29 protein-coding genes and 2 tRNA genes are annotated in these 26,740 nt (G+C 59.9%); 12 read left to right on the top strand and 19 right to left on the bottom strand.

From position 1 onward, the window contains the following. Positions 1 to 78: 78 nt before the first annotated feature. Positions 79 to 612 (top strand): DUF5069 domain-containing protein, encoded by a 534-nt coding sequence (locus tag M2103_RS03415; RefSeq protein WP_277508753.1) that lies wholly within the window; start codon positions 79 to 81, stop codon positions 610 to 612. 24 nt (positions 613 to 636) lie between these two features. Beyond that, the gene (locus M2103_RS03410; protein ID WP_277508752.1) at positions 637 to 1,542 is read left to right on the top strand and encodes an alpha/beta hydrolase; all 906 of its coding nucleotides are present in this window, start codon (positions 637 to 639) and stop codon (positions 1,540 to 1,542) included. A gap of 50 nt (positions 1,543 to 1,592) precedes the next feature. Here M2103_RS03410 and M2103_RS03405 read toward each other — a convergent pair whose 3' ends face one another. The 8 genes from M2103_RS03405 to sucC all read right to left on the bottom strand — a co-directional run bounded on the left by M2103_RS03405 (position 1,593) and on the right by sucC (position 9,432). Further along, the gene (locus M2103_RS03405; protein WP_236919046.1) at positions 1,593 to 2,174 is read right to left on the bottom strand and encodes a YqgE/AlgH family protein; all 582 of its coding nucleotides are present in this window, start codon (positions 2,172 to 2,174) and stop codon (positions 1,593 to 1,595) included. 116 nt (positions 2,175 to 2,290) lie between these two features. Next, positions 2,291 to 3,448 (bottom strand): RsmB/NOP family class I SAM-dependent RNA methyltransferase, encoded by a 1,158-nt coding sequence (locus M2103_RS03400; protein WP_277508751.1) that lies wholly within the window; start codon positions 3,446 to 3,448, stop codon positions 2,291 to 2,293. A gap of 322 nt (positions 3,449 to 3,770) precedes the next feature. Further along, positions 3,771 to 4,676, bottom strand: a complete 906-nt coding sequence (locus M2103_RS03395) for a TIM barrel protein (protein WP_277508749.1) — start codon at positions 4,674 to 4,676, stop codon at positions 3,771 to 3,773. Between the two features lie 159 nt (positions 4,677 to 4,835). Beyond that, positions 4,836 to 5,708 carry a sugar phosphate isomerase/epimerase gene (locus tag M2103_RS03390; RefSeq protein WP_277508748.1) on the bottom strand — a complete coding sequence of 291 codons (873 nt, stop codon included), beginning with the start codon at positions 5,706 to 5,708 and terminating at the stop codon, positions 4,836 to 4,838. A gap of 70 nt (positions 5,709 to 5,778) precedes the next feature. Further along, positions 5,779 to 6,672: a TIM barrel protein gene (locus M2103_RS03385; RefSeq protein ID WP_277508747.1), complete on the bottom strand. Its 894-nt coding sequence runs from the start codon at positions 6,670 to 6,672 to the stop codon at positions 5,779 to 5,781. 138 nt (positions 6,673 to 6,810) lie between these two features. Continuing rightward, positions 6,811 to 7,734, bottom strand: a complete 924-nt coding sequence (gene sucD / locus M2103_RS03380; RefSeq protein WP_277508746.1) for a succinate--CoA ligase subunit alpha — start codon at positions 7,732 to 7,734, stop codon at positions 6,811 to 6,813. Positions 7,735 to 7,848: 114 nt separating this feature from the next. Next, entirely contained in the window at positions 7,849 to 8,232 is a 384-nt protein-coding gene (locus M2103_RS03375) for a VOC family protein (protein WP_277508745.1), read from the bottom strand. Positions 8,233 to 8,244: 12 nt separating this feature from the next. After that, positions 8,245 to 9,432 carry an ADP-forming succinate--CoA ligase subunit beta gene (gene sucC / locus M2103_RS03370; protein WP_277508744.1) on the bottom strand — a complete coding sequence of 396 codons (1,188 nt, stop codon included), beginning with the start codon at positions 9,430 to 9,432 and terminating at the stop codon, positions 8,245 to 8,247. 176 nt (positions 9,433 to 9,608) lie between these two features. Here sucC and M2103_RS03365 point away from each other — a divergent pair, with 176 nt between their 5' ends. After that, positions 9,609 to 10,115, top strand: a complete 507-nt coding sequence (locus M2103_RS03365) for a hypothetical protein (protein ID WP_277508743.1) — start codon at positions 9,609 to 9,611, stop codon at positions 10,113 to 10,115. Between the two features lie 26 nt (positions 10,116 to 10,141). On the opposite strand, the gene recR is transcribed toward M2103_RS03365, so the two are convergent. Then, entirely contained in the window at positions 10,142 to 10,759 is a 618-nt protein-coding gene (gene recR / locus M2103_RS03360; protein ID WP_277508742.1) for a recombination mediator RecR, read from the bottom strand. A 57-nt stretch (positions 10,760 to 10,816) separates the two neighbouring features. After that, positions 10,817 to 11,125 (bottom strand): YbaB/EbfC family nucleoid-associated protein, encoded by a 309-nt coding sequence (locus M2103_RS03355; protein ID WP_108826003.1) that lies wholly within the window; start codon positions 11,123 to 11,125, stop codon positions 10,817 to 10,819. 248 nt (positions 11,126 to 11,373) lie between these two features. Between M2103_RS03355 and M2103_RS03350 the strand changes: the two genes are divergently transcribed. The 3 genes from M2103_RS03350 to M2103_RS03340 are packed head-to-tail and all read left to right on the top strand — an operon-like array spanning position 11,374 to position 13,660. Continuing rightward, positions 11,374 to 12,438: a DUF481 domain-containing protein gene (locus M2103_RS03350; protein ID WP_277508740.1), complete on the top strand. Its 1,065-nt coding sequence runs from the start codon at positions 11,374 to 11,376 to the stop codon at positions 12,436 to 12,438. A gap of 50 nt (positions 12,439 to 12,488) precedes the next feature. After that, positions 12,489 to 13,076 (top strand): TIGR00730 family Rossman fold protein, encoded by a 588-nt coding sequence (locus M2103_RS03345; protein ID WP_277508738.1) that lies wholly within the window; start codon positions 12,489 to 12,491, stop codon positions 13,074 to 13,076. A 26-nt stretch (positions 13,077 to 13,102) separates the two neighbouring features. Then, on the top strand, positions 13,103 to 13,660 hold the full coding sequence (locus tag M2103_RS03340) for an NUDIX hydrolase (RefSeq protein WP_277508736.1): 558 nt from the start codon (positions 13,103 to 13,105) through the stop codon (positions 13,658 to 13,660). 37 nt (positions 13,661 to 13,697) lie between these two features. Here the strand turns inward: M2103_RS03340 and M2103_RS03335 are convergent, their stop codons facing one another. The 4 genes from M2103_RS03335 to M2103_RS03320 form a co-directional block, all read right to left on the bottom strand. Beyond that, entirely contained in the window at positions 13,698 to 14,285 is a 588-nt protein-coding gene (locus tag M2103_RS03335; protein ID WP_277508735.1) for a hypothetical protein, read from the bottom strand. Positions 14,286 to 14,405: 120 nt separating this feature from the next. Beyond that, positions 14,406 to 15,413 carry a flotillin-like protein FloA gene (gene floA, locus M2103_RS03330; protein ID WP_108825995.1) on the bottom strand — a complete coding sequence of 336 codons (1,008 nt, stop codon included), beginning with the start codon at positions 15,411 to 15,413 and terminating at the stop codon, positions 14,406 to 14,408. A 9-nt stretch (positions 15,414 to 15,422) separates the two neighbouring features. Continuing rightward, positions 15,423 to 15,890, bottom strand: a complete 468-nt coding sequence (locus M2103_RS03325; protein WP_277508734.1) for an NfeD family protein — start codon at positions 15,888 to 15,890, stop codon at positions 15,423 to 15,425. After that, the gene (locus tag M2103_RS03320; RefSeq protein ID WP_277508733.1) at positions 15,887 to 17,380 is read right to left on the bottom strand and encodes a hypothetical protein; all 1,494 of its coding nucleotides are present in this window, start codon (positions 17,378 to 17,380) and stop codon (positions 15,887 to 15,889) included. The genes M2103_RS03325 and M2103_RS03320 overlap by 4 nt, the downstream gene beginning before the upstream one ends. Positions 17,381 to 17,514: 134 nt before the next feature. On the opposite strand from M2103_RS03320, the gene M2103_RS03315 reads away from it, so the two are divergent. The 3 genes from M2103_RS03315 (at position 17,515) to M2103_RS03305 (ending at position 19,453) form a co-directional block, all read left to right on the top strand. Then, positions 17,515 to 18,441 carry an aldose epimerase gene (locus M2103_RS03315; RefSeq protein ID WP_277508732.1) on the top strand — a complete coding sequence of 309 codons (927 nt, stop codon included), beginning with the start codon at positions 17,515 to 17,517 and terminating at the stop codon, positions 18,439 to 18,441. Positions 18,442 to 18,524: 83 nt separating this feature from the next. Continuing rightward, complete coding sequence (locus M2103_RS03310; protein ID WP_277508731.1) at positions 18,525 to 19,127, top strand: twin-arginine translocase TatA/TatE family subunit; 603 nt, start codon at positions 18,525 to 18,527, stop codon at positions 19,125 to 19,127. Between the two features lie 2 nt (positions 19,128 to 19,129). Then, positions 19,130 to 19,453 carry a Smr/MutS family protein gene (locus M2103_RS03305; protein ID WP_277508730.1) on the top strand — a complete coding sequence of 108 codons (324 nt, stop codon included), beginning with the start codon at positions 19,130 to 19,132 and terminating at the stop codon, positions 19,451 to 19,453. On the opposite strand, the gene asnS is transcribed toward M2103_RS03305, so the two are convergent. Further along, positions 19,450 to 20,838, bottom strand: a complete 1,389-nt coding sequence (gene asnS, locus M2103_RS03300; protein ID WP_277508729.1) for an asparagine--tRNA ligase — start codon at positions 20,836 to 20,838, stop codon at positions 19,450 to 19,452. The genes M2103_RS03305 and asnS overlap by 4 nt on opposite strands. Positions 20,839 to 21,047: 209 nt before the next feature. Here asnS and M2103_RS03295 point away from each other — a divergent pair, with 209 nt between their 5' ends. Beyond that, entirely contained in the window at positions 21,048 to 21,500 is a 453-nt protein-coding gene (locus tag M2103_RS03295) for a MarR family transcriptional regulator (RefSeq protein ID WP_277508728.1), read from the top strand. Positions 21,501 to 21,583: 83 nt separating this feature from the next. Then, positions 21,584 to 22,036 (top strand): DoxX family protein, encoded by a 453-nt coding sequence (locus M2103_RS03290; RefSeq protein ID WP_277508727.1) that lies wholly within the window; start codon positions 21,584 to 21,586, stop codon positions 22,034 to 22,036. 68 nt (positions 22,037 to 22,104) lie between these two features. Here M2103_RS03290 and M2103_RS03285 read toward each other — a convergent pair whose 3' ends face one another. The 3 genes from M2103_RS03285 to M2103_RS03275 form a co-directional block, all read right to left on the bottom strand. Then, entirely contained in the window at positions 22,105 to 22,743 is a 639-nt protein-coding gene (locus M2103_RS03285) for a phosphopantothenoylcysteine decarboxylase (RefSeq protein ID WP_277508726.1), read from the bottom strand. Between the two features lie 23 nt (positions 22,744 to 22,766). Continuing rightward, on the bottom strand, positions 22,767 to 23,177 hold the full coding sequence (locus tag M2103_RS03280; RefSeq protein ID WP_277508725.1) for an OsmC family protein: 411 nt from the start codon (positions 23,175 to 23,177) through the stop codon (positions 22,767 to 22,769). Between the two features lie 36 nt (positions 23,178 to 23,213). Then, positions 23,214 to 23,290, bottom strand: a tRNA-Arg gene (locus tag M2103_RS03275). A 108-nt stretch (positions 23,291 to 23,398) separates the two neighbouring features. Between M2103_RS03275 and M2103_RS03270 the strand changes: the two genes are divergently transcribed. Then, positions 23,399 to 23,475, top strand: a tRNA-Asp gene (locus M2103_RS03270). Between the two features lie 229 nt (positions 23,476 to 23,704). On the opposite strand, the gene M2103_RS03265 is transcribed toward M2103_RS03270, so the two are convergent. Continuing rightward, positions 23,705 to 26,566: a type IA DNA topoisomerase gene (locus M2103_RS03265; protein ID WP_277508724.1), complete on the bottom strand. Its 2,862-nt coding sequence runs from the start codon at positions 26,564 to 26,566 to the stop codon at positions 23,705 to 23,707. Positions 26,567 to 26,740: the final 174 nt, after the last annotated feature.

The raw sequence follows: 26,740 nt of genomic DNA, 5'->3' as shown, positions 1-26,740 counted from the left end.
CCGTGGCAAAATCCAAGACAAGGGAGGCATCGTTTGGTTTGTCTTTTGTTTTTCGGTAAACAATTTATCCAGACTCCCATGAAACACTACGACTTCCCCAAACAATTTCGCGCGATTTACGACAAGGCGGTTTCGCTCTACGCGGAGGGCCGGCGCGGAGCGGATGCGTTTTTTTCCGGCGATGAGATTGCGTTTCTTTCCGCCAGCGGAATCACGGCGCAAAACATGTATGACTACGCGGAGGATCATAACAACTACGACGGACAGCCCGGCTACGACATCGCGCTCGGCATCGAACTCGTGCGGCGCGACTACTTCCTGAACGCGCAGGGCGGCAAGCCGTCGACGGTCGTGCTCGACATGGACTCGATGCCCGCGAAAACCGACGCCGTCGACGGAATTGAATGGCTGCCGCGCCTGATGCCGAAAGCGCGCGCGAAGCTGCGCGGCGAGCTGCCGTCATCGCTCATGTATTGCTGCGGCGGCGACCGCCGGTTTTTCATGCAGCACGATATTTTGCCGCAGGAATTCCTGGGCCTCGTCTGGCGCGCGGGCGACAACGACAGGATGATCATCGACTGGGTCGCGGCGCGCGGTAACACGGGCGCGTAAACCATCGGCGTTACCCCGATCCCCATGAAATCGAAACGAGCCGTCCCTGTAATCGCCGCGGCATTGATCGCGGGAATATGCGCCCCCGCCGGGTTGTCCGCGCAAAAGGCTGGCGCGACACCGCCCGATGTCACCGCTTATCGAGACATGCCTTACGTGACCGGGGGCGGCAAACGCCAGACACTCGATCTCTATGTTCCGAAAAATGCCGGCGCGAAAAAACCGTTTCCCCTGATCATTTGGATTCACGGCGGCGGCTGGGAAAAGGGGAGCAAGACATCATGCTTTCCCCTGCGGATGGATTTCGCGAAACGGGGATACGCAATCGCCAGCATCAATTATCGCTACACCTCGTCCGCGCCCTTTCCCGCCCAAATCGAGGACTGCAAGGCGGCGGTGCGCTGGCTGCGCTCCCGTGCCGGGGAATATAATCTCGATCCCAATCGTTTTGCCGCATGGGGAAGCTCGGCGGGCGGGCACCTCGCAGCCCTGCTCGGAGTGACCGGGCATGTTCGGAAATTTGACGTTGGCGAAAACCTGCAAACCTCCAGTCGTGTTCAAGCGGTGGTGGATTTTTATGGCCCCGCGGATTTCACTGCGAAAGAAATGTGGGAGCCTGCTTACGACACCCGCGTGAAACTGCTCGGAGGCAGCCTGGCGGAAAAACGGGATGTGGCGGTTGCCGCGAGCCCCGTCACGCATGCGGGCACGGGAGCCGCGCCCTTTTTAATCTGCCATGGCACGAAGGACACACGCGTGCCCATTTCGCAAAGCGAACGTCTCAACGACGCCTTGAAGTCGGCCGGCGTTCCAACGGTATTGCGGCGGGTTCAGGACGCGGGTCATGGATTGCGCGGATTTTCCAATGAGGAACTCATGAACGAGATCGCCGCGTTTCTTTCGACGCACTTGGTGGCAGCCGGCAAGTGAGGACATGTTGCGTTCGCGCGGGGCGGCGCAAGCGGCGTCCCCCCGCGTGTTCAATTCAACGCGGGGTCGTCGGGCTCGCCGGCGGCGAGACGCCATTCGTCGCCCATGTCGCCAAGGATTTTTCGCCACATGCTCTCGTCGTATTCGCCGCCGTCCTCGTTGACCAGCAGGTGCGGCAGGAGCGGAGTGACAACCCAGGTGTCGCGCCGCAACTCGCCTTCCAGTTGTCCGGCCGACCAGCCCGCGTAACCGTAATACGCGCGCAATTCCATGCCCTGTTCCTCGCGGAGCTTGATCGCGTTGTCCGGCTCGATGCCGAACATCAGTTGAAATCCCAGCCCTTGCGGGTGCATGCGCCATGCGCAGATGAGCAGCTTGTCGCTCGCCACCGGGCCGCCCTGGTAAACGGGCACATCGGCCAGCGGGCTGAACGCCAGGTCGTTGCTGATGTCCGCCATGCGTTTGCGCAGCGGGTGATTGAGCACGATGCCCATGGAGCCGTTTTCATCGTGCGCGGGGAGCAGAATCACGGAGCGCCTGAAAATGCCGTCGTTCAACGACGGATGCGCCAGCAGAAGCGATCCTGCCAGCGGACGTTTTTCATCGGACGTGATTTTGCCTTCCCGGCTCATTGTGGCGCAATTAAACGATTCTGTTTTAATCCGGCGCAATCACATAACACACTTTGTGGAAATGCGCGTGGATGCGTGCGAAGGATGCCGGTGTTTTGGGGAACGCGCGGGGAAAATTATTTCCTTCGCCATGCGGCGATGAACATGCCGTTGCAGTCGTGCTCGTGCGGCCAGAGGGTGGTTTGCGCGGACGGATTTCCGGAGGCGGCAAAAACGGACGCGGGCTCAAAATCGGCGTGCGCGGTGGTGAAGGCGTCGGCGACGGCGGTCGTTTCGCTGCGCGTGAGCGTGCAGACGGCGTAGATGAGGCGTCCGCCCGGTTTCAGCGAACCCGCGACATTGGCGAGGAGCTGCGTTTGCACGGCGGCGAGTTCGCGGACGTCGTCGGGCGTGGTTGTCCAGCGCGCGTGCGGGTTGCGCTGCCAGGTGCCGAGTCCGCTGCAAGGGGCGTCGAGCAGGATGCCGTCGAACTTGGCCTTGGTGGGAAGCTTGGCGGAGCCGTCCCACGCGGCGGCGCGGTAGTTAAAAACCTTTGCGCGCGCGGCGCGGCGCTTGAGTGATTGCAGGCGCCGGAAGGAGCGGTCGCTCGCCCAGAGCATGCCCTTGTTTTGCATGAGCTCGGCGAGGTGGAGCGTCTTGCCGCCTTCGCCAGCGCAGGCGTCCCACCAAGTTTGGCCGGGTTTTGGCGCGCAGGCGTGACCGGTGAGTTGTGATGCGAGGTCCTGGATTTCGAAAAGGCCCTCGTGAAATTGCGGTGTGCGGAAAAGATCCTGCCTGCCGGTGTAACGAAGCGCGTCGGGCGCGGGAACGGGCGTGTTTGAGGCGGGCTCGCAGTCGCCGAGTTGCGCGGCGAGCGTGTCGATGCCGGATGTTTTTGCGCGGAGCCAGAGGACGGGATCGTGCTGGAGAAGCCGGAGGGTTTCGGCGGGCCATGCGACCTCGTCACGCGACCATTCGGGAATGGCGCGCGCGGCGATGGCCTCGGTTTTGATCGACGCGGGGTTGTTGTCGAAGCGGGATTGGAGATCAAGGGCCCCGGCGATTTGTTTTTGCGGAGAATCCTTGCGGTCGAGCCAGCCGAACCATCGAAAATAGGCGAAGGTGGCGCGGCTGATGGCGCGTTTTTCGCGCGGACCGAGGCGGTGCCAGTAGGCGAAATAATTGCGGAGCGCGGTGTCGGCGTGGAGCCCGGGACGGAGGGAATCGAGCACGCGCGCAGTGTGCGAAATGGCGGAGGCAGTGGCGCGGTCAGGCGTGTTGGCGGATTTGGTCATGCGTTTGTGCTCTTTTTCTTCTTGTGGTGTCGTAATAAAATTATCGCGATTAAAACTCCTGTGATTGTCCATTGGGCAATCATGCATAAGGGAAGCATTATCCATCCAGCATCTCCATTCGGCCCAATTCCACATATCACGCATGCACAAAATAATATAGAGGCAGGCAAATGTAAGATGTTGATTAGGAGATCAATGGTTGAATTGTCATAATGTCCATTTTCAAGAATGTCGGCAAAAAACAACCCAATCAAAAATCCAGTGAGAATTGGTGCTATGAATAGTATGTATCTCAAAAGGATATTCACTTTCTCCGAGCAATTTACACCGTGCAAATTTTTACTGCGGCGGCGAGGGAGGTGAGCGGGTCGCGCTTGGGGGAGAACTCCTGACCGACGTAGCCGCGGAAACCGGTGTCGTGGATGGCGCGCATGATGGCCGGATAGTTGAGTTCCTGCATGTCGCCGGGCTCGAATTCGTTGCGACCGGGATTTCCGGCGGTGTGGTAGTGGGCGATGTATTGGTGGTTTTCGCGGATGGTTTGGATGATGTTACCCTCCATCATTTGCATGTGGTAAATATCGTAGAGGAGCTTGAAGCGCTCGGAGCCCACGCGCTTGACCAGCTCGACGCCCCAGGCGGTGTGGTCGCATTGATAGTCAACGTGTCCCTTGGTCCTGCTGTTGAGCAGCTCCATGATGAGTGTGACGCGGGCCTTTTCGGCGGCGGGAAGTATTTTTTTCAAACCCTCGGCGCAGATTTCAAGGCCCTCCTCGTCGGATTGTCCATCGCGGCGTCCGGAGAAACAGATGAGGTTGGGAATGCCGGCATCGGCGCATTCGCGGATGCGCTGGAGGTAGGCCGGAACGATTTCGATGTGATGCTCGCGGCGATTGAGTCCGCGCATCAACGAGGTGACTTTTCTGGGGAAGGTTGAGACGGCGCAGGTGAGTCCGGCTTTTTGGATGACGGGCCATTGTTCGGGGCCGGTGAGCTCGATGGACTCGATGCCGAGTTTTTTCGCGGCTTGGGCAAACTCGGGCAGCGGCAGGCGTCCGGGGCGTTTATCATCCGCGTTTTTCTTGAGGTAGGGGCCGGGGCATACGGAGTGGTGGAAGGAATTCCGGGTGGGAAGGGTGGTGGCGGCGCGGGCTTGCGGCGCGATGCGGGAGAGGGCGGTGAGAGCGCCGGTGGCGGCGATGGTTTTGATTGCTTGGCGTCGGGTCATGGTGGAAGGGAAGGGCTGAAAGGCTGAAGGACTGAAGGGCTGAAAATGCGGGAGATTGTGGGTGGTGGATGCGGGGAATATGTTCCGCGTGGGTTTTTGTTGTGGCAAATAAGAAACGTGGAGCCGGGAACGCCGAAGCGTTCCCGGGGCGGGTTTTAATTACTTTGAGTAGTCGGCCTTAACGTAGGGGGCGTCGTTGAGGTATTTGAGGCTGGCGGTGACGGACTCGATGGGGGGCATGTTGTATTTTTCAACTTCCACAATCAGGTATTTGGCGCCGGAGGCGCCGATGTTCTTGAATATGGCCTCGAAGCCGACCATGCCGCTTTGGCCGAGTTCCTTTTGGTCCTTGATGTGCAGGACGAGAAAGCGGCCCGGGTATTTCTTAAAAAGTTCGACGGGGGAAAAGCGACCCATGACCGTCCAGTAGACGTCCATTTCGAAAAAGACTTTTCCGGGGTCGGTGTTTTGGAGCATGTATTCATACTTGGTGAGCTTGCCGGGGAGCTTGGTTTCGAATTCGAAGGCGTGGTTGTGGTAGCCGAACTTGAGCCCGGCGGCGTTGCACTTGTCGCCGATTTTGTTGAGGTATTCGCAGAAGGCCTGGATGTCCTCGACCTTGGTGAGACGGGGCATGGAGGGCATGATGACGTATTTCATGCCGGCGGCCTTGTGGTCGGCGATGCACTTGTCCCACCACGGGAGTGCTTCGTCGAGCTCGGCGCGGGTGGGCGTCTTTTTGAAACGTTTTTGGACGTGGCAGGAGAGCGCGTGGAGGCCGTGGGCGCGGAGTTTTTCGGCGAAGACGGCGGGCTCCATGCCGTATATCTTGCCGTCGCCGCTGTAGTTGGCGGTTTCGACGTATTTGTAACCGGCCTTGGCGATGGCGGCGATGATGGTGTCGATGTTGCTGAAGTCCTTGGCGATCTCGGTGCGAAGGGAATACATTTGGAGGCCGATGTTTTTTTCGGCGGCGTTTGTGTGCACGGCGGCGAGAGTCATGGCGCAAAGGAGGATGAGGATTTTTTTCATGATGTGTTTGGTGGAATGAACTATTGGTTATTAATGGAGAATTAATGGGCGCGAGCGCGGAGTTGTTTTATTACACGGTGCAAATTTTCACCGCGGCGGCGAGGGATGTTAACGGATCGCGCTTGGGGAGAAACTCCTGGCCGATGTAGCCGCGGTAGCCGGTGTCGCGGATGGCGCGCATGATGGCGGGGTAGTTGAGTTCTTGCGTATCGGTTGGCTCGAACTCGTTGCGGCCGGGATTTCCGGCGGTGTGGTAGTGGGCGATGTATTGCGCGTTTTCGCGGATGTTGCGGATCACGTCGCCCTCCATGATTTGCATGTGATAGATGTCGTAGAGGAGCTTGAAGCGCTCGGAGCCGACGCGCTTGACCAGCTCAACGCCCCAGGCGGTGTGATCGCATTGGTAGTCCTTGTGGTTCACCTTGCTGTTGAGGAGCTCCATGATGATCGTGATGCGCGCCTTCTCGGCGGCGGAGACGATTTTTTTCAAGCCCTCGGCGCAGATTTCGAGACCCTCCTCGTCGGATTGTCCGTCGCGGTTTCCGGAGAAACAGATGAGGTTGGGGATGCCGGCGGCGGCGCATTCCTTGATGCGCGCGAGGAAATCGGGAACGAGGTTGGAGTGGTGTTCGCGACGGTTGAAGCCGCGCTTGATCGAGCTGGATTTTGGGCCGTTGGCGACGGCGCACGCGAGACCGTGTTTTTGGACGACGGGCCATTGGTCGGGGTTGAGGAGCTCGATGGATTCGATGCCGACTTTTTTTGCGGCGGGGGCGAATTCGGGAAGCGGAATTTTTTTGATGTAACACCAGGCGCAGACGGAGTGGCGGAGGGCGGGGGACATGTCGGGTTTCGGGTTTGAATTTTCAGATGCCGCGCCGGCTCGGGCGGAGGGCATCACGCGGGAAAGCGCGGCGAGTGCGCCGGTTGTCGCTATGGTTTTGAGGGCTTGGCGTCGGTTCATGGGATGTGAAATCGGGAGTGCTGAATTGAAAACAATGGGGCGGAATGTGAGGTGAATTGCGCGCGGGGGCGACGCAAAAAAACCGGAAGCACAAAAGCGTTCCGGGTTTGGTGAGTGGTTGTTCTTGAGAGTTGCGCGTCAGCTCAGCGTCACTCCCTTTGCCTTGGCGGCGCGGAGGAGGGCGTCGGCCATGTCGCTGGGGGTTTCCGCGACTTCGATGCCGCATTCCTTGAAGACCGCGATCTTGGCCGCGGCGGTGTCCTCGGCTCCGCCGACAATCGCGCCGGCGTGGCCCATGCGGCGTCCGGCGGGCGCGGTCGCCCCGGCGATGAAGCCGGCGACGGGTTTGTCGCAGTTGGCCTTGATCCAGCGGGCGGCCTCGACTTCGGCGTTGCCGCCGATTTCACCGATCATGATGATGCCGTGCGTGTCGGGGTCGGCGGCGAACATTTTGATGACGTCGAGATGCGAGGTGCCGTTGACCGGGTCGCCGCCGATGCCGACGGTCGTGCTTTGGCCGATGTTTTTTTCGGTGAGCTGGTAAACCGCCTCGTAGGTGAGGGTGCCGGAGCGGGAGACGACGCCGACGTGGCCTTGTTTGTTGATGTAGCCGGGGGCGATGCCGATGCGGCAGCCGCCGTGCGATTGCTCGCCGGGGCCGGGGCAGACAAGGCCGGGACAGTTGGGGCCGACGAGGCGGGTTTTCTTTCCGGCGATGGCGCGTTTAACGCGGACCATGTCCTTGATTGGAATGCCTTCGGTGATGACGACGACGAGGTCGAGCCCGGCGTCGGCGCATTCGAGGATGGCGTCGGCCGCGAAGGGCGGCGGCACGAACACCGCGGAGACGGTCGCGCCGGTTTTAGCCGCGGCCTCGGCGACGGTGTTGAAGACGGGCACTTTGTGGCCGTTGTGCTCGAAGACTTGCCCGCCTTTGCCGGGTGTGACGCCGGCGACGACTTGCGTGCCGTAGTCGATCGAGAGCTTGGCGTGTTTTCCGCCGAAGGAGCCAGTGATGCCTTGGATGAGGATTTTGGTGTCGGGTTTGATGAGGATAGCCATTTTTGGAAAGAGTGAAGGGTGAAGTGTGAATGGTGAAATGCGGTGCGCGGAGGCGTGGATTCGTGTGCGTGTTTTTTATTTCCACACCCCGTATTCCGAATTCCGCATTTAATATCAGTGATGTCCTTTTTTGCAGTGGTGGAGGGTGATGGTGTTGCCGGAGGGATCGGCGATGTGCGCCATGCGGCAGACGGGCGTTTCGAAGGGCTCGCCGTGGATGGTGACGTTGTTCGCCTTGAGGTGCGCGATGGCGGCGTCGAAGTCGGCGACTTCGAGCGCGACCACGGTGCCGGCGGCGGAGGGTTTCCAGTCGGGCGCGCTGTCGGTGATGGCGAGCGTGTTTTTGCCGGGGCCGATGTCGTATTCGATCCACGATTTGCCGTCCCACTCGAAGACGTGGGAGGGGGCGAGGCCGAGCACGCCTTCGTAAAAGGCGCGGGCCGCTTTCATGTCGGTGACGGGTGTGCCGGTGAAGGCGATGTCGGAGATTTTAAGCATGGCGGCGCGTGGTTATTTCCCGGATACGAGGGCGACGATCTTTTGGGCGGCGTCGGCCATGGTGGTGCCGGAGGTGATGGTGAGGCCGGAGGCGGCGAGGGTGGCCTTGCCGGCGTCGGCGTTGTTGCCTTCGAGGCGGACGACGAGCGGGAGCTTGAGGCCGATTTCCCTGGCCGCGGCGACCACGCCGTGCGCGATGACGTCGCAGTCCATGATGCCGCCGAAGATGTTCACGAGGATGCCTTTCACGTTCGGGTCGGTGAGGATGATTTCGAAGGCGGCCATGACTTGCTCCTTGGAGGCGCCGCCGCCGACGTCGAGGAAGTTGGCGGGGTTGCCGCCGTAGTGCTTGATGATGTCCATCGTGCTCATGGCGAGGCCGGCGCCGTTGACGAGGCAGGCGATGTTGCCGTCGAGCGCGATGTAGCTGAGGTTGTGCTCGGAGGCCTTGATTTCCTTGGGGTCCTCCTCGTTGAGGTCGCGCAGGGCGGTGATCTCGGGGTGGCGGTAGAGGGAGTTGTCGTCGAAGGAGACTTTGGCGTCGAGCGGGTAAACTTCGTCGGAGGGCGTGCTGATGAGGGGGTTGATCTCGACCATCGAGGCGTCGCACTCCCAGAACATCGTGTAGAGCTGGCGGATGAGCTTGGAGGCGTTTTTCATTTCGGCGGGGTTGAAGCCGAGGCCGAAGCAGAGTTCGCGCACTTGGTAGTCGGCGAGGCCGTAGGCGGGGTCGATGAAGACCTTGAAGATTTTGTCGGGCGTTTCGTGCGCGACTTTTTCGATTTCCATGCCGCCCTCGGTGGAGGCGACGATGACGGGGCGCGAGGTGGCGCGGTCGAGGAGGATGGCGAGGTAGTATTCCTTTTTGATGGAGTCGGCGCCGGTGAAATAAACGGTCTGCACCTTGCGTCCGGCGGGGCCGGTTTGGAGGGTGACGAGTGTGTTGCCGAGCATTTTGCCGGCGATTTCCTTCGCCTCGGCGCGCGACTGGCAGAGTTTTACGCCGCCCTTGAAGCCGTCGGTGAAGGTGCCTTTGCCGCGGCCGCCGGCGTGGATTTGCGATTTGACGACGATTTTGCCCTCGGGAAGCTGGGCGAGCGCGGAGTCAAACTCGGCGGCGGATTTGGCGGCGACGCCTTTGGGAACGTAAACGCCGAACTTTTCAAAAAGGGCTTTTGCTTGGTATTCGTGGATGTTCATGAAAAAAAGTAACTGAAGCTATCGATTGTAAAAAGAGGACGCACGCCAAAAGTGAGAAATCGGCGCGCACTTTGGGGCAAAATACGCGCACATTTTGACCTATTATAAAAAATTTACGTTTGAGATGACTCAAATGTTGCCCAATCTTGCAAAAATCTCATTTTTACATAATTTCCATGCAGTCCTACGAAGTCCTCAAAGAAATCCTGAAAACAACGAGTGCCAAGCAGATTGCCGCAGACATGGGGCTGTCGCTTTCATTGATTTATCGTTGGACGGAGACCGTGCCGCAAGGGGCGAACACCAATTCGTCAAATAATCCGCTGGATCGTGTGGCGCAGCTTTTGGCGGCGACGCGCAGTCAATCCGCGCCGCATGGCGACATGCGCATCGCGCAATGGGTGTGTGAGCAGGCGGGCGGGTTTTTCATTAAAAACGCCCCGACGCTTCCCCAGGGGCAGGGGACGAATCTCATTCCCGCAACCAACGCGATTGTGCAGGAATTCGCCGACATGTTGTATGAAATCGCGAGCGCGTCGGCCGATTTGCAGGTGAGCCTGGCCGAGGCAAAAAACATCCGCAGGCGCTGGGAGGGCTTAAAAAGTGTGACGGAGGGGTTTGTGCGTGCCGCTGAAAAGGGGCATTTCAGGGAGGACCCCGCGGAGAAAAAACCATCCGCCTAACGCCCAAAAACCCGGGCGGGGCGGGTTCACAAATACTCGCGACGGCCTTCGAGCGCGCTTTTGAGCGTTATCGAGTCCGCATACAAAACGCCGCCGCCGCTTGGCAGGCCAAAACCGATGCGTGTTGTTTTTACGGTTTCCGCGCCATCGGTCGCGGGCAAATGCTGCGTGATGTAGTGGCACGTCGCCTCGCCCTCGACATCGTTTGACAATGCCAGGATCAGTTCGCGCGCCTCGCCGTTTTTTACGCGCTCAAGCAGCGGCGCGAAATTGAGTTGCTTGGGGCCCACGCCGGAGATTGGCGAGAGTTTCCCGTGGAGCACGTGATACACACCGCGATACGCGCCCGAGCGCTCCATCGCCACGAGGTCGGGAACATGCTCGACCACGCACACCACTGAATGGTCGCGGCGGTCGTCGGCGCAGATCGGACACAGCGCCTCGTCGCCGGCACCCTCGGCGAGATTGCCGCAACGCGCGCAGCGCCTTACCGAGCGCGAGGCCTCCTCGAGCGCGCCCACGAGCCCGGGCAGTTGCCCCGGTTTTTCAACGAGCAGGTGCAGCGCAATCCGTTCCGCCGACCGGAATCCGAGCCCGGGCAGTTGCTTGAGCTGCCTTTGCAATTTTTCAAATGCGGGAGTCATGACACGCGCTTTGCGCTGGTGAACCCGTCGGCCGCGGCGAGCGGCGGCGGCGCGGCATTACATCATTCCGGGCATCTGGATTGCGGCGGTGATTTTTTTCACCTCCTCGTCGTTAAAATCCTTTGCCTGCTTGGCGGCGTCTTGCACGGCGGCGAGGATTGTGTCGGCGACGAACTTGGCGTCCTCCTTCAGGAATTCGGGGTCGAGATCGAGCGCGAGAAATTTGCCCGCGCCGTTGACCTTGATTTTGATCGCGCCCCCGCCGTGCGTGAAATCGAGTTCCTTCGCTTCGAGCTGCGCCTGGAGCGACTCCATTTGGCGCTGCATTTTCTGTGCTTGTTTAAGGAATTTTCCGAGACCTGCCATAGTGGGTGAGTGTGTTTGTTGTCGTTGAAAGGATGTTGATGAGCGTCAAAAGTGCGCGGAATCGTCCGCCCTCTTCAAGCTTCAAGTTCGCCGGAGGCGCGCTTGTGTATTCGGCGCGAGATGCTTTGGGTTTGTGCGCGCGCAAATATTTCAGCCGTCGCGCTTGACGTTGCTTCCAAGACGTGGAGATTTTTCAAACATTCACCTCGAAGCATTGTCACACGAACGACATGGTTTCTTTTTCGCGCATGCTGGCCATTTTTGCCGTCCTGTTTTGCACAACGGGCGCGGTCGTGCGCGCGGACATCCTGACTCTGGCAAACGGCGACAAGCTCAAGGGCAAACTCATCAAGAACCTTGACGGCATGATCACGTTCAAGTCGGACATTCTCGGCGAAATCATAGTGCCGACGACCAAGGCCAGTGTGGAGGTTGAGTTGACGCCCGAGCAGCAGGCTGCGCTTGCCGCCAAGGCCGCCGAGGAAAAACGCCTCGCCGAGGCCAAGGCCGCGGAGGACGCAAAGAAGGCGGCGGAAACAGCCAAAAAGAAACCGAAAATCGACAAGACGGCGGCCAAATTCGACGCCATCGATTTCAGGGACATGCGTAACGCGGCAAAAAAAACTCGCAGCACCAAGGTTGACGATACCGGCTGGGTCAATCGCATCGAGTTCGGGCTGACCAGCCAGACCGGGCGCGTTGACAAGCTGGACATCTATTTGCGCACTGAAAACAACCGGCGCACGCCCAAGACGGAAACGCGTTTCCTGAATCGCTACACCTATGGAGAAACGAATGACGAGCGCACCGCCGATTCGATTTCATCCAACCTCCGTTTCCGCCGCACGCTTTCGGGCCGGCTCTTTTTCCAGAGCAACACCCGCTATGATCGAAACCGGATAACGCTTGTTGGCAGCGATGTGGAGCAGGGCGTTGGCATGGGTTACAATGTGCTTTCGGGCAAGCAGCTCGTGATCGCCTCGGGCCTGGACGCGGCCATGCGACACAGGGAATACATGAGCCCGAGTAGTGGCGCCGCCAAAACTCCCACTGACACCTCGGCGGTGATAAATGTATTTCAGGACGTAAGCTGGACTATCAACCGGCGGTTTTCCCTGACGCAGGATTTTGTCGCCGTGCTGAACACCAACGACACCAATGACCAGAAATACAATTTTAACGCGGGGCTGACGGGGAAAATAACGAACACATTCAACATCACCACGCGCGTTGAGCTGGAATACAACAAATTGCTCGCAAGCGACCTTCGTTACTTCCAGCGCATCACGACGACGCTTGGCTACATATTTTGATTTGCGGGGCGCGCCGCCGGCGGGTTTCCTTCGCAAGCATGTCCGACGCCATGTCCAAACTCCTCTGTGTGTATTGCGCCTCGAGCACAAAACTTGACCCGAAGTATTATGCCGCCGCCGGGCAAATCGGGCATGCGATGGCGGCCGAGGGATGGGATTTGATTTATGGAGGCGGCAACGCCGGGCTCATGGGCTCGGTGGCGCGCGCGGTGAAGGGTGACGGCGGGCGCGTCGTCGGCATCATTCCGGATTTTATGATCGAGCGCGAACTCGCCTATCGCGAGGCCGACGAGCTCGTGGTTGTGAAGACGATGCGCGAGCGCAAACGCATCATGGCCGGGCGCGCGGATGCGTTTCTCGCGCTGCCCGGCGGCATCGGCACGCTGGAGGAGCTGAGCGAGGTGCTCACGGAGCGCTACTTGAACCTGTCGCAAAAGCCCGTCGTGATTTTTAACCAGGACGGATTTTATGACGACCTGCTCCGCTTCTTTGAGCGCATGGTGCGGGAAAATTTCAAGCGTCCGGGAATGAGCACGCTTTATTCGGTGGCAAACTCGGCCGATGAAATCTGGCCGCTGATTGCAAACGCGCCGGCGTTCGAGGCGGAGAGTCTTTGGACCAACGACAAAAAAAGCTGACGATGAAGCGCGCGCCGATTTTGAAAATGCTCGGAGCCCATGCGTCCACTGGAATCGACGCGCACGAGGCTGCGATGGCGGCTGACATGATCCGGTTTGTCGAGACGCGCGAGAATTGCGCGGAGCGCTCGTTGCTCATTGGCCATTTGACCGGCTCGGCGTGGATTGTGGATGCGGCGAGGCGACGCACCTTGCTCACCCATCACCGCAAGCTCGGCATGTGGTTGCAGCTTGGCGGGCACGCCGACGGCGAGCTTGACCTTGCCTCGGTCGCGATGCGCGAGGCGCGCGAGGAATCGGGGCTGTCAAAATTGCAACTCGTCACGGACGCGGACGGCGCGGTGAAAATTTTCGACGTGGACCGGCATCGCATTCCCGGCCGCGGCGCGGAGCCGGAGCACTGGCATTACGATGTGCGTTTTCTGGTCGAGGGCGATCCGGACGAGCCGCTTGTGATAACGAGCGAGTCGAAGGAACTGGCGTGGGTCGATCTCGCGGATGTGGCGCGGCTCAACCCCGACGAGTCGATGCTGCGTATGGTGCGAAAAACACCGGCGGGGCAGGGCGCGCGCGGCGGGTGCTAAAAAATTGCGTGAGGCCAGCCGTCCGCCCCCGGCTTCCTCACCTCAGCCCTACGGGTTTGTCCAAAATATCGCGGAGGATGAAGGCCTTGCGCAGGGAGTTTGTGTCGCGCAGGGAGGCGAGTGCCTCGCTGACCGCCGGCGATGTGACGCGGTTTGTTTCCTGCGATGCGGAAATCTCCTCCATGTTTGCGCTGGCGGCGGCGGAGGTTGCCTGCATTTCCGCGAGCCTGTCCATCGCGGATTGATAGGCGCCGGCCGATTCGCTGAATGCCGGTTGGGCGGGCGCGGAGGGAATGGGCGGCGGTCTGGTTGCGGCGGGTTGCCTCTCTTGCGGGAAGAGGGGCGGCGCCGAGTCTTGCGGCATGGATTGCGGGGGTTGGGCGCGGTCCATGCGGGCGAGGATTTTGCGCCGGATTTCCTCCTGAAGCCGGCGCGTGCGCTCGGCTTCCTCCGCGACATCATCGCGCGAGCGCGACTGCTCCGGCGGCTGCCTGCCGGAGCGCATCTGGCGTTCGCGTTTTTCCTTTGCCTCTTTCTGCATCTGCGCAACGCGTCCAAAGAGCGCGATCACACCGAAAAGGAGGAAGATTACGATCTGCGGATTTTTAAGGAGCCAGTCGAGCATGTGGGTATTTTGGATTTTCGATTCTGGATTTTGGATTGGAGAATTTACGCTCCTGTTTCGATTTTGGCATCGCGCGGAAGCGCGCAATCCAAAATCGAAAATCCAAAATCCAAAATTCGATCACTTCTTCTGTTCGGGTTTCGCGATGGTGGAGCGCATGTCGGTGTCGGCTTGGACGTTTTGCATGCGGTAGTAGTCCATCACGCCGAGGTTGCCTTTGCGGAAGGCGTCGGCCATGGCGAGCGGGACTTCGGCTTGCGCCTCGACGACCTTGGCCTGCATCTCCTGCACTTTGGCTTTCATTTCCTGTTCGAGCGCGACGGCGGCGGCGCGGCGGATTTCGGCCTGCGCTTGCGCGATGGATTTATTGGCCATGGCCTGCGCCTCCTGAAGCTTGGCGCCGATGTTTTCGCCAATGTCCACGTCGGCGATGTCGATGGAGAGGATTTCGAACGCGGTGCCGACGTCGAGACCGCGGGCGAGCACGTTTTTGGAAATGGAGTCGGGCGATTCGAGCACGGCCTTGTAGGATTCCGCCGAGCCGATGGTGTTGACGATGCCCTCGCCGACGCGGGCGATGATCGTCTCCTCCTTCGCGCCGCCGACGAAGCGGTCGAGGTTGGTGCGCACGGTCACGCGCGCGCGGACTTTCACCTGAATGCCGTCCTTGGCGACGCCGTCGATGGTGACGCGGCCCTGGTCGGGATTGGGGCAGTCGATGACCTTGGGGTCAACGGAAGTGCGCACGGCTTCGACGACGGATTTGCCGGAGCCCTTGGTTGCGAGGTCGATGGCGCAGGCGCGGCGCCAGTCGAGCTTGATGTTGGCCTTTTGCGCGGCAATGAGAGCCTGCACAGTGGGGACGACGTTGCCGCCCGCGAGGTAGTGCGCCTCGATGTCGGAAACGGGAATCTCGATTTCGGCCTTCTTGGCAGTGATGCGGGCGTCAACAATGAGCGCGTAGGGCACGCGGCGCAGGCGCATGGCGACGAGGTCGCCGAACATTTTGACGGGCGCCTTGGCAAGGAGGGCGCGCAGCCACACGGAGAAGAATGAGCCGATAATGGCGATCAGGATGATGCCAATTACGATCAGGACAATGAGGATGGGAATACCGATGGATTGCATTGTGTGTGTTTATTTTTTGGTTACTTGCAGTGTGAAAGTGTCGAGTGAGGAAACGACCAGGGTCGCGTCTTTTTCGATGTAGCCGCTGAGGCTGCGCGCCTCGTAGCGTTTGCCGTCGAGGAGCACATAGCCGGTGGGGGCGAGCGTGGTGAGGGCGACGCATTCGCGACCGACGACATCCTTCTCGCTGGCGGGCGGGGGCTGGCTCGCGCCTGTGATTGCCGCGTTGTTAAAAATGCCGCGGCCAATGCGCGTTTTTGGAAGCACGAAGATTTCGATGTAAACAAGAATGCCGGCCAGAATGAGCACGGAGACAATTGCGGTCAGGCCGGCGGTCGCGCCATAGGTGCTCCAGACGAGCACGCAGCCGATGAGCATGAAGATGCCGCCGATCGCGCCGAGTATTCCCCCGGGCGTGATGACTTCAAAGCACAGGCAAACCAATCCGATTAGAAAGAGGGTGACGATGAGCGTCATGCGTTGCCTCCCCCTGGTTTATCGACGGATTCAACATCGAGCGAAAAGTCATTGTGTCCGCGCACGATGACGGCGGTGTCGCGTTCGGCGGAGCCTAGCGGGAGCCGCGCCTCGTAGATTTTTCCGTCAATTTCGATTTGCCCAAACGGGCGCAGCGGCGTGGTGACTCGCGCGCGCCGGCCCACGAGCGCGCCGAGCACGCCGGCGGCCTCGGGATCAAGGCCGGCGATTTGCGCGGCCCCTGAGATTTCGCTGGCAAGTTCGATGCGGTCCCAGAACCAGCTTTTGGGCATGTAGCGCAAAAGCGCGAGAATCAGGACGCCGCCGATGGCAAGGCCGATGCCGAGATTGACGAGCGGGGCGACGAGCGCGTCGGTTGTCCACGCGACCGAGATCGGGTCGCCCGGCCAGAAGTCGGCCATGGCCCAAACAAGCGAGCCCATCATCATGAGCAGGCCGGTGACCATGGGCACAATGACTCCGGGAAAAAAGATCAGTTCAAATATAACAAGCGCAAAGCCGATCAAAAACACGATCATGGGTTCGTATCCGGAAAGTCCCGCGGCATAGCTGCTGAGAAACACAACCGCCAGGAGCACAATTCCCGCGATGCCGAAGAAACCAAAGCCGGGTGTTTTGAATTCGATGAACAGCGCGAGCATTCCAAGGCCGAGGAGGAGCGGCTTGACCATGCTGAGCCATTGCGCGAGGCGCTCCGACCAGGTGACTTCGAGGTGGGTGATGCTGAAATTGGACGAGCCGTATTTTTGCTGGAGCAGGTCCTCGATGCTCTTGGCGATGCCCGCGCCGAGAAGCGGCTCGGACGGATTGCCGTAGCGTTTCATCGCCTCGGTGGCGGTGAGCGAGAGGAGCTCGCCCCTGGCCTTGAGGGTTTGTCCGTCGATGATGAGCTCGTAGTCCTTGTCGATCATCGCCGAGATGACTTCGCCGCGATAGGAATGCGCCTCCGTTGCGGCGCGGATTTTGGCGCGGAAGAAACTGTTTATCTTGAGGCGCATCGTCTCGGGAATGTCCTGCCCGTCGGAGTTGACGGCGGCGGCCGCGCCGATGACGCCGCCGGGAGCGAACCAGATTTCGTCCGTCGCGGCGGAAATAAACGCGCCCGCGGAGATGGCCTCGTCGTTCACGTAGGTGATTGTTTCGCCGGAAAACTTTGACAGCGCCTCCATCATTTCCATCGCAACACCGGCCGCGCCGCCGGGCGTTTTCATGTTGAGCACGACGACTTGGGTTTTGTTTTCCTCGGCCTCCTTGAGTCCGCGGCGCAATATGTAGAGCACCGGTGCGTCGATCACGTCCCGAACCTCGATCACCATCGCGCGAATTTTTCCGCCGTCGGCGGCGGGTGTGGCGACCGGCTGGGATCTCGTCGCGGGCGTCGCGGGTTTCGACGACCGGTTTGTGAGCGCGGGGCAGGCGGTTGCGAGCGCCAGTGTTGCGAGGAGAGCTGTGAGCAGGGTGCGAAGCATGAACGTGCCGCGGATGTTGTGTGGCCGCGCAGCACAACGCAAGCCCCGTGCCGCATATTTGTGGTCGGACAGAAAGGTTTTTTTTACAGAAATATTTTGCCAGCCGTCGTGCCGGGGGCGTAACAAATACGCCCATGGAAAAAGTCCCCTATCTCGGCAAAGAACTCACGCGCTGGCAGGTTGGCAACTCGACGTTTCTCGGCATGCCCGAAATGGGCGCGCGCCTCATGAACTGGCACGTTACCCTTGGCGACGGCACGGTGCGCGACGTGCTTTACTGGCCCGAGATGAACGACCTCAAGGACTTCGCGGTCGTGAAGGGCGGCAATCCCGTGCTCTTTCCGTTTTGCGGGCGCACTTTTGAGAGCGGCGACATCCATTTCTGGAAGGCCGCCGATGGCGTGCGCCGGCCAATGCCCATCCACGGCATCGCGCGCCAGGGCAAATTTGACGTGCTGCGTTGCGATGAGCGCGGATTCGCCGCGCAGCTCATCCTTGATGACGAAAACCGCGCGAGCTATCCGTTCGACTACGAGTTTGTCGTCACCTATCGATTCGAGCCGCTCAAGCTTTCCTGCGAATACACGCTGCGCAACCTCGACACGCAGCCGCTTCCATGGAGCGCCGGGCACCATTTCTATTTTACGCTCCCCTGGAACGAGGGGCTCGAGCGCGAGGATTATGCGATTCGCATTCCCGCTGGAAAAACGATGAAGCAGAATTTCACGGATGGAAAACTCATCGAGCCCGGCCCCAAGTTCAAGGCGGAGGAATCGATGGCGAACCCGATGCTGCTCGACACGTTTCACACCGCGCTGACAGGCAACACGGTGACGTTTGGCCCCAAAAAACAACCGGGGCGGATCAGCGTGAAACTCGGCACGGGCAAAGTGCCCGAGCCCGACGCGCTTTTTGTGACATGGACTCTCGATGACAAGGCGCCCTACTTCTGCGTCGAGCCGTGGATGGGGCCGCCGAATGCGCCGACGCATGGCGTGGGCATGCACTGGGTCATGCCGGGCCAGACGCAAAGTTTTGTTGTCGAGGTTGACGTGGGCTGATTTTCCCGGCACTTCGCGAACCGGGCATTTGTTTTTCGTTACAAGCGCCCGACATGAATGCCATGTTTCCATTTTACCTAACCATGCCCAATTTAACACCAGTCCTTGCGTTTCTCGATGTAGGCGGCCCGGAGATGCTTCTCATCTTCGTGCTGATACTGGTTCTGTTCGGCGGCAAACGCATGCCCGAACTCGCGCGCGGACTGGGCAAGTCGCTGCGCGATTTCAAGCGCGCCCGCGAGGGAGTCGAGGACCAGATCAAGCGCGCGCTTGAGGAAGAGCCCGCGCCCGCCAAAAAACGCATGAAGGCGGACTCCGCCACAACCACGCCCGAAGACACGAGCGTTTATGATGAAGCCGCCGGTGCCGCGACAACCGCCGCCGCAACCGGGGGCGAAGATGCCCCGGATGATGGCGGCGCGTCCGAGTCCGACGAAACCGAAAATGCCGACGACCTCGAAATCGAGGACGATTATGAGGTCGATCCCTATGAGGATGAATACATCGGAGGCACCGCGGAATCTGACGCGCTTGCCCATGGTGTTGAATCCGAGGCGGACGCCGATGCCGCGCAAGAATCCGAGCCGGCGGCGGAGGCATCCGCTCCCGAAACTCCTGATGACGCTCCGCCGGCAAAGAAACAACCTGACGCAGGCGAACAGGCCGCGGACGGCGGCGGAATCTAACCGTGAGCGACAACCGCGACACGCGCGATGGTTCAGCCACGCACGAATCCGCCGGGGCCGAGCCGGTGCAAATCCCGATTAATGGCGAACTTGACCTGCACACATTTCTGCCGCGCGAAACCGCGCGGGTGATCGACGCCTACATAGATGCCTGCCTTGATCGCGACATTCGCACCGTGCGCATTATACACGGCAAAGGCACGGGCGCGCTGCGCGAAACGGTGCGCGCGCATTTGCGCAAACATCCGTGCGTGGAAAGTTTTCGCCTCGGCGATGAAACCAGCGGCGGCTGGGGCGCGACGCTGGCACGGCTGAAAAAGGTTTAAAAATCAGCGCTGCCCGGCGTGCGCGCGAACGGGATCACGTCGCGAATGTTGGCGACGCCCGTCACGAACATCAGCATGCGTTCGAAGCCCATTCCGAAACCGCTGTGCGGCACCGTGCCGTATTTGCGCAGGTCGAGATACCACCAGTAATCCTTCTCGGCGAGTCCGTGCGCGGCCATGTTTTCGCGAAGCACATTGAGCCGTTCCTCGCGCTGGCTGCCGCCGATGATTTCGCCGATGCCCGGCACGAGCACATCCATCGCGCGCACCGTTTTGCCATCATCGTTCACGCGCATGTAAAATGGCTTCAGTGTTTTCGGGTAGTCGTAAACCGTCACCGGGCACTTGAAATGCTCCTCGGCGAGAAAACGCTCGTGCTCCGATTGCATGTTGTCGCCCCATTTCACGGGATGCTCCCACTTGCGGCCGCTCTTTTCCAAAATCTCAATCGCCTCCGTGTAGCTGCACCGCTGGAACGGCCGCTGCAGCACGAAGTCGAGCCGCGCATTCAGTTCCTTGTCCACGAACTTGCCGAAAAACTCCAGGTCCGCCGCGCAATGCTCGCGAGCGTCGGCCACGAGGTATTTCACGAACGATTCCGCCAGGTCCATGTTGCCGAAAAGATCGAGGAACGCCGACTCCGGCTCGATCATCCAAAACTCCGCCGCGTGCCGCGAGGTGTTCGAGTTCTCCGCGCGAAACGTCGGCCCGAACGTGTAGACATTCGACAGCGCGCACGCAAATGTCTCCGCCTCCAGTTGCCCCGACACGGTCAGAAAACTCTGCCTTGCAAAAAAATCACTCGCGAAATCAACGCTTCCGTCCTCCGCGCGCGGCGGTTTGTCCGCGTCGAGTGTTGAGACCCTAAACATCTCACCCGCGCCCTCGCAATCGCTCGCCGTGATGATCGGTGTGTGCACGTAAAAATAGCCGCGTTCCTGAAAGAATTGATGAATCGCATAGGCGAGCCGGCTGCGCACGCGAAACACCGCGCCGAAAAGATTCGAGCGCGGGCGCAGGTGCGCGATCTCCCGCAAAAACTCAAGTGTGTGCCCCTTCTTCTGCAGCGGATACGAGGCATCCGCCTCGCCGATGATTTCGAATGTGTCCGCCAGCACCTCCCACTTTTGACCCGCGCCTTGCGAGGCGACGAGTTTGCCGCCCACGGAAATCGATGCGCCGGTGCCCGCCTTGTGCATGAGCGCCTCATAATCCGGCAGCGTGTTTTGCACGATAATCTGCATGCCCTTGAGGCACGAGCCATCGTTGAGCTCCACGAACGAAAATGTTTTTGAATCCCGCCTCGTGCGCACCCATCCCTGGAGCAGGATCGAGTCGCGAGGTTCGGTGGAATTGTGGGCGTCTTTGACGAGAGTGCGTTGCATGGCTTGGAGTCGTGTGGGTTGAAGTTGGTGTTTTGATTTGCGCCCAAATCACAGACATGCCGCCCGTTTGGCAAATCCAGAGTGGCGGCCGCGCGCCGGCTCGCGTTGCTTGTAACAACCCTGTTAAAATGGCCCGGAAGCCCGAAACTAATTCGACATTAAAATAATAAGCGCTTTGATGTTGAACAATAAAAAACAACCGACGAGCCATGACCACCCGACGCAAAACAGCCAACGCGGAAAAAAACGCACTCCGAGCCTATGTGAAGCTCGTGCGCGCCGCCGAGACCGTGACCGCGCGTGTCCACACGGTTTTGCCCGCCGGTTTGACCATTGCGCAGTTCGGCGTTCTTGAGGCGCTTCACCACAAGGGGCCGATGATCCAGTCCGAAATCGCCGCCAAGGTTCTCAAGAGCGCGGGAAATCTCACCATGGTGGTCGACAATCTGGAGCGGGATGGGCATGTGAGGCGCACGCGCGAGGCCACTGACCGGCGGCGCATCCGCGTCAGCCTCACGCCCCAGGGCTCCAAATACATCGCCGGCCTTTTCCCGAAAATCGCCGCCTCGGTCGGCAGGGAATTCTCGGTCCTCACTCCCGGCGAGCAAACCATGCTCGCGGAAATCTGCAAAAAGATCGGCCTCCAAAATACGGCGGACTGAGAAGCTCGACTCTCCGCAAGAGGGGATGCCGGCCCTAATAATACTTTAATATTAAATTAATTATTTCATCCAAACACCACATTATGAACAAACTCATTCGAAAAGTCTTCTCGACCAATTCGTCCAACTGGGCGGCCCTGCCCATTCGTCTCGCCGCGGGCGGCGTGTTTCTTGCGCACGGAGCCCAAAAGCTTTTCGGCGCCTGGGGCGGGCATGGACTGCAGGGCACGGCGGGCTTTTTGGAGGGCACGCTTCACATGAAGCCCGGAATTTTGTGGGCCTCGCTTGCGGCGGGCGGCGAGTTTTTTGGCGGTGTCGCCATCCTGCTCGGCCTCGCCACGCGCTTCTTTGGCCTTGTGACGACCATCATCATGGCGACCGCCATTTACACGGTGCACAACAGCGCGTTCTTTCTCGCGAACAACGGAATGGAATATGCCCTCGTGCTTATGCTCGCCTCGTTTGCGTTGGTGATCAGCGGTGGAGGCGCCTTTTCAGCCGACTCGCTCATCGCTCGCAAATCAAACGCGGGGTGAGCCCGGGCAAAGTCGCAAACATTTTTTCTCCATACCAGCCGCGCCAACCCCGCAAGGGAGCGCGGCTTTTAATGTTCAAGCCGCGTCAAAATAAACCCGGCCACATCGCGTTTTGGCGCGGGGCCAAACTCAAACCGCGCGCCATCACGTGAAATCATGATGACCGCGTTATCCGCCGCATCCATGCCGATGCCGGGTTTTCCGACGTCGTTGGCGACAATCCAATCGAGATTTTTTTCGGCGAGTTTTTTTCGCGCATAAATTTCGACATCGCGCGTCTCCGCCGCAAACCCGACCACGCATTGACTCGCTGTTTTTCGCGCCGCGAGCGTTTTCAAAATATCAACGGTGCGCACCAATTCGAGCGTCATGCCCGCGCTTTCGTCCATCGTTTTTTTTGTCTTCTCGGCGGAAACCACGCGCGGTTTGTAATCGCAGACCGCCGCGACCGCGATGAACACATCGCATCCGGTGAAAAGCGGTTCGCATGCGGCAAACATCTCCGCTGCCGACACCACGCGCGTCACGCGCACGCCCTTGGGAGTGTCGAGCGAAACGGGGCCGCTAACCAGATCGACCTCCCAGCCGAGCGCCGCGGCCGCGGCCGCGATTTCATAGCCCATGCGCCCGCTGGAGCCGTTGCTCAGGTAGCGCACCGGATCGATGTGCTCCCGGGTGGGGCCGGCGGTGATCAGGCAGCGCGTCATGAGGTTCGTTTTTCCGCCGGATGTTATTCGGCCCAATAAAACGTGATTTGTTTTTTGATATCCGGATGCAAGCTCTGATGAACGGGGCAGCTTTCCGCGGCGCGCTCAAGCGTGCCCCCGGGCAGCGCGTCTTTGCGGAACGGCACCCAGAATTTTGTGTCCACGGAGGCGATGCGGCGGGGCAGGTTCGTGGACATTTCCTTCACGACCTCGAAGCGCGTGCCCTTCAATTCGACGCCATGCTTGCGCGCGGCCATGGCCATGATGGTGAGCATGCAGGTGCCCAGCGCGGTGGCGGCGAGATCCGTGGGTGAGAACGCCTCGCCGCGGCCGTTGTTGTCGCGCGGGGCGTCGGTGACGAGCGTGTTGCCCGACTGTTCATGTTTTGCGACGCAATGGAGCTCGCCTTGGTATTCGCCGGTGATTTTGACCATGATAAAAAATTGGCTGAGGTGCGGAGAAATAAAAAATGGCACGGTGGGCGGGACTCGAACCCACGACCGTCGGTTTAGAAAACCGATGCTCTATCCAGCTGAGCTACCACCGCGTGGAACGGAAGATTGATATGCGCGGAAAACTTTTTTCGACAAGGGTAAAAACAGACGCTTGACATGACTGCCGCGGAACGTAGCTTTTGCGACCTTTCCCACTTTTTGGGGTGGTAGCTCAGTTGGTTAGAGCGTCTGCCTGTCACGCAGAAGGCCGCGGGTTCGAGTCCCGTCCATCCCGCCATTTAAACTCCTTGGCAACAGGGAGTTCTTTTTTTTCCCCGTTTCGATGAACTCCCGGTTTAGGGCTTTTCCAATGGGGTTTTTGCACTGGCTTAAAGGGCTGTCCGCAAAACAAGAGAGCCGCGTAAAAACGCGGCCCTCGGTGACGCAAAAAAGAAACACTGTTTCTCCCCAAAGGGGGCTTTAAAAAACGGACGGGGTTTCTTCGCCCCGGTTTTGCGATTTGCGCATCACCGCGGCGGGAACTCGAAATCGGCTTTTTTCTTGTCCTTGGACAATACCAGATAGGCGTTGAACTGGCTGCCGCGCTTGCTTACGAAACCCTCAATTAAGGGGCTTTTGCCGTCGGCGAGCATTTGCTGAACGTCGTTAAGGGCGATGTCTTTTTGGCAGATGCTCTTTTTGCACTCAAACACGATGCGGGGTTCGTCGTTCGCGCCGGGTTTGGCCACGATGTAGCTGTCCGCCGTCTCGTAGAGCGTGCCGCCTTCGTGCGCCTTGCTGTCGCCGATTTTGGTCGCCTTGGTGAGGTCGGGCGCAGCCTTGGTTTTGCGGGCCACGGGTTTGCCGTCCTTGCCGACTTTAGGGGCGCGGGGCGGGAACTCCCATGCAATGCGCGCGCCTTTGCGCAGGAGATACGCGTCGAAGGGGCGTCCGCGTTTCGATATGAAGGCTTGGATGAGGTCGGTTTTGCCTTCGGTGACGAGCTTGATGGCTTGGTCGAGTTCGATGGGCTTTTGGCACATGAGGCGTCCGACCGAGAAGGTCTGCTCCCAGCCGCCGTCGGCTTTTTCGTTGCGGCGTCGGAGGATGTAGTTGGTGGGCGCTTCGCAGAGTTCTTCGCCGGTTTTCGGGTCGGTCCAGACGGGCGTGAGCGCGGAGAGATCGACTTTGTTGCCGAAATCGAGCTCGACCTTTTTTTGGCCTTCGTTTTTCGGGTCGTCGATGATGCGGAGTTTCGACGGGAAGCGGTTGCCGGTGCGGGGCGAAACAAAGCCGTCGAGCGGGCCGATTTCGCCGGCGGCGACGAGCTGGCGGATTTCGTCCTCCTCGATTTTGCGGCCGGTGATGACTTTGTAGATGGCGAGCGCGCCGTCCTGCGACTTGTAGGCGCGGAGCGTTTCTTTCATCGGCTGGTTGTCGGTCGGGGAGATGATGTCGGTGACACGCGCGGTGGTTTCGTCCTCCTCGAAGTTTTTTGTGCGTTCGACGACGCCCTTGGTGACATCGACGATTTCGCGCATGAATTTGTCGCGTGTGTAATTGTTGTGCTCCATGAGGCGGAGCTTGTATTCCCACTCGCCGGTCATGTCGGGTTTGGTGAGCGCCTCGGCGCCGACGACGGAGAGAAACTCAAGGAGGCCCTCGGCTTTCGGGGTGGGGGAGAGTTCGCGGCCGTTGCGTTCCATGTATTTTTGGTAAATGAGGCCGTCGATCGTGTCGGCGCGGGTGGCGGGGGTGCCGAGGCCGCGTTCTTTCATTGCGTCGGCCATGTCCTCGTCGTCAACGAGTTTGCCGGCGCTTTCCATCGCGGAGAGGAGCGTGGCCTCGGTGTAGCGCGGGGGCGGCTTGGTGGCTTCGGCGTGGAGTTGTGTGGAAATCGTTTTGGCCTGGTTATTATCCGAAGGCGTGAGCGCGGGGAGAGGGGGCGCGATTTTGGATTTTGGATTTTGGATTTTGGATTGGGAGTCGGAGGTGGACGCGTTTTCCTCGTCGATGCTGGTGCGGCCGTAGACGGCGAGCCAGCCGGGGTTGGTGAGGACTTTGCCCTCGGTTTTGAAGTTGTGCTTTTGCGCGATGGTGCTGATGCGCGTGGTGACGTCGTATTCGGCGACGGGATAGAAGGCGGCGACGAAGCGGCGGGCAATCATGTCGAAGACCCTGGCCTCCATGTCGTCGAGATTTTTGTATTCGGAGCCGGTGGGGATGATCGCAAAGTGGTCCGAGATTTGCGCGTTGTTGAAGATGCGTTTGTTCGGGCGCACGTAACCCTCGGCGAGGGCTTTTTGGGCGTGCGGGGCGAGGTTGCCCTCAAGGGCTTGGAGCGTGGTTTTGCAGGTGGGGATGTAGTCCTCGGGGAGCGCGCGCGAATCGGTGCGGGGGTAGGTGATCATTTTGTGCTTCTCGTAGAGCGCCTGCGCGATTTGGAGCGTGCGGCGCGCGGAGAGGCCGAGGCGGTTGTTGGCCTCGCGCTGGAGGGTGGTGAGGTCGTAGAGGCGCGGGGCGATTTGCGTGGCGGCTTTTTTCTCCTCGGTGACGGCGGCGGGCGGGTTGCCCCGGCAGTCGGCGAGGACGGCCTCGGCGTCGGCCTTGTCCCAGAGGCGGTCGATGCGGTCGTGCGGATCGGCGTCGTTTTTCTTGTAACCGGGGCGCTGGTAAACGCCTTCGTAGGAGCCGTTGGCGATGCCGAATTGCGCGGTGATGCGCCAGTAGTCGCGGGAGACGAAGTTGCGGATTTCGAGCTCGCGGGCGACGACGAGGGCGAGGGTGGGGGTTTGCACGCGTCCGACGCTGGCGACATTGCCGGCGCGTTTGCCAAACATGCGCTTGGTGAGGGCGCGGGTGCCGTTGATGCCGATGAGCCAGTCGGCCTCGGAGCGGCAGCGGGCGGCGTCGGCGAGGCCGGACATTTGCCCGGCGGTGCGCAGGTGGTTTTCCTCAAAGGCGGCGCGGATGCCCGCGGGCGTCATGGTTTGCATCCAGGCGCGGCGGACGGGGAGTTTGGATTTCGCGAGCTGGTATATATAAGTGAAGATGAGCTCGCCCTCGCGACCGGCGTCGCAGGCGTTGATGACCTCGTCGATGTCCTTGCGGGCGAGGAGTTTTTTGAGGGCGCCGAAACGGTCCTTGGTTTTGTCGATGGGTTTGAGTTCGAAGCGGTTGGGAATGATGGGGAGGGTTTCGAGGCGCCAGAAGCCGTATTTCTTTTTATCAATGTCCTCGGGCATCTGAAGTTCCACAAGGTGGCCGACGGCGGAGGCGATGACGTATTGGTCGTTTTCGTAATGATCGCCCTTTTTGGGCACCTTGCCGAGGGCGCGCGCGAGGTCGGCGGCGACGGAGGGCTTTTCCGCGATGATGAGTGACTTCATGATGTTTTAAGAGGCGAGCGGTTATGGGGGTGGCGCAAGGATTTCAAGGTTTTGTTTTTTGGGGGGTGTGAAAAACACGGATTTTTGACAAAGCGCAAAGTCACGAAATTGCAATGGGATGCGCATGCAAAATGGCCGCCGTTCGATGGGCGAATATTCCGGCAATAATTTTTT

This window comes from Ereboglobus sp. PH5-5 (assembly GCF_029504805.1).
In the GTDB taxonomy this organism is placed as follows: Bacteria; Verrucomicrobiota; Verrucomicrobiia; order Opitutales; family Opitutaceae; genus Ereboglobus.
Note: the sequence above shows the minus strand (reverse complement) of the source record. Positions and strands in the feature narration are given on the sequence as shown.

What these genes read in the sequence shown, in the direction of transcription:
- M2103_RS03415 (WP_277508753.1), top strand. Translation starts at nt 79, where the DNA reads ATGAAACACTACGACTTCCCCAAACAATTTCGCGCGATTTACGACAAG.
- M2103_RS03410 (WP_277508752.1), top strand. Translation starts at nt 637, where the DNA reads ATGAAATCGAAACGAGCCGTCCCTGTAATCGCCGCGGCATTGATCGCG.
- M2103_RS03405 (WP_236919046.1), bottom strand. Translation starts at nt 2,174, where the DNA reads ATGAGCCGGGAAGGCAAAATCACGTCCGATGAAAAACGTCCGCTGGCA.
- M2103_RS03400 (WP_277508751.1), bottom strand. Translation starts at nt 3,448, where the DNA reads ATGACCAAATCCGCCAACACGCCTGACCGCGCCACTGCCTCCGCCATT.
- M2103_RS03395 (WP_277508749.1), bottom strand. Translation starts at nt 4,676, where the DNA reads ATGACCCGACGCCAAGCAATCAAAACCATCGCCGCCACCGGCGCTCTC.
- M2103_RS03390 (WP_277508748.1), bottom strand. Translation starts at nt 5,708, where the DNA reads ATGAAAAAAATCCTCATCCTCCTTTGCGCCATGACTCTCGCCGCCGTG.
- M2103_RS03385 (WP_277508747.1), bottom strand. Translation starts at nt 6,672, where the DNA reads ATGAACCGACGCCAAGCCCTCAAAACCATAGCGACAACCGGCGCACTC.
- sucD (WP_277508746.1), bottom strand. Translation starts at nt 7,734, where the DNA reads ATGGCTATCCTCATCAAACCCGACACCAAAATCCTCATCCAAGGCATC.
- M2103_RS03375 (WP_277508745.1), bottom strand. Translation starts at nt 8,232, where the DNA reads ATGCTTAAAATCTCCGACATCGCCTTCACCGGCACACCCGTCACCGAC.
- sucC (WP_277508744.1), bottom strand. Translation starts at nt 9,432, where the DNA reads ATGAACATCCACGAATACCAAGCAAAAGCCCTTTTTGAAAAGTTCGGC.
- M2103_RS03365 (WP_277508743.1), top strand. Translation starts at nt 9,609, where the DNA reads ATGCAGTCCTACGAAGTCCTCAAAGAAATCCTGAAAACAACGAGTGCC.
- recR (WP_277508742.1), bottom strand. Translation starts at nt 10,759, where the DNA reads ATGACTCCCGCATTTGAAAAATTGCAAAGGCAGCTCAAGCAACTGCCC.
- M2103_RS03355 (WP_108826003.1), bottom strand. Translation starts at nt 11,125, where the DNA reads ATGGCAGGTCTCGGAAAATTCCTTAAACAAGCACAGAAAATGCAGCGC.
- M2103_RS03350 (WP_277508740.1), top strand. Translation starts at nt 11,374, where the DNA reads ATGCTGGCCATTTTTGCCGTCCTGTTTTGCACAACGGGCGCGGTCGTG.
- M2103_RS03345 (WP_277508738.1), top strand. Translation starts at nt 12,489, where the DNA reads ATGTCCAAACTCCTCTGTGTGTATTGCGCCTCGAGCACAAAACTTGAC.
- M2103_RS03340 (WP_277508736.1), top strand. Translation starts at nt 13,103, where the DNA reads ATGCTCGGAGCCCATGCGTCCACTGGAATCGACGCGCACGAGGCTGCG.
- M2103_RS03335 (WP_277508735.1), bottom strand. Translation starts at nt 14,285, where the DNA reads ATGCTCGACTGGCTCCTTAAAAATCCGCAGATCGTAATCTTCCTCCTT.
- floA (WP_108825995.1), bottom strand. Translation starts at nt 15,413, where the DNA reads ATGCAATCCATCGGTATTCCCATCCTCATTGTCCTGATCGTAATTGGC.
- M2103_RS03325 (WP_277508734.1), bottom strand. Translation starts at nt 15,890, where the DNA reads ATGACGCTCATCGTCACCCTCTTTCTAATCGGATTGGTTTGCCTGTGC.
- M2103_RS03320 (WP_277508733.1), bottom strand. Translation starts at nt 17,380, where the DNA reads ATGCTTCGCACCCTGCTCACAGCTCTCCTCGCAACACTGGCGCTCGCA.
- M2103_RS03315 (WP_277508732.1), top strand. Translation starts at nt 17,515, where the DNA reads ATGGAAAAAGTCCCCTATCTCGGCAAAGAACTCACGCGCTGGCAGGTT.
- M2103_RS03310 (WP_277508731.1), top strand. Translation starts at nt 18,525, where the DNA reads ATGCCCAATTTAACACCAGTCCTTGCGTTTCTCGATGTAGGCGGCCCG.
- asnS (WP_277508729.1), bottom strand. Translation starts at nt 20,838, where the DNA reads ATGCAACGCACTCTCGTCAAAGACGCCCACAATTCCACCGAACCTCGC.
- M2103_RS03295 (WP_277508728.1), top strand. Translation starts at nt 21,048, where the DNA reads ATGACCACCCGACGCAAAACAGCCAACGCGGAAAAAAACGCACTCCGA.
- M2103_RS03290 (WP_277508727.1), top strand. Translation starts at nt 21,584, where the DNA reads ATGAACAAACTCATTCGAAAAGTCTTCTCGACCAATTCGTCCAACTGG.
- M2103_RS03285 (WP_277508726.1), bottom strand. Translation starts at nt 22,743, where the DNA reads ATGACGCGCTGCCTGATCACCGCCGGCCCCACCCGGGAGCACATCGAT.
- M2103_RS03280 (WP_277508725.1), bottom strand. Translation starts at nt 23,177, where the DNA reads ATGGTCAAAATCACCGGCGAATACCAAGGCGAGCTCCATTGCGTCGCA.
- M2103_RS03265 (WP_277508724.1), bottom strand. Translation starts at nt 26,566, where the DNA reads ATGAAGTCACTCATCATCGCGGAAAAGCCCTCCGTCGCCGCCGACCTC.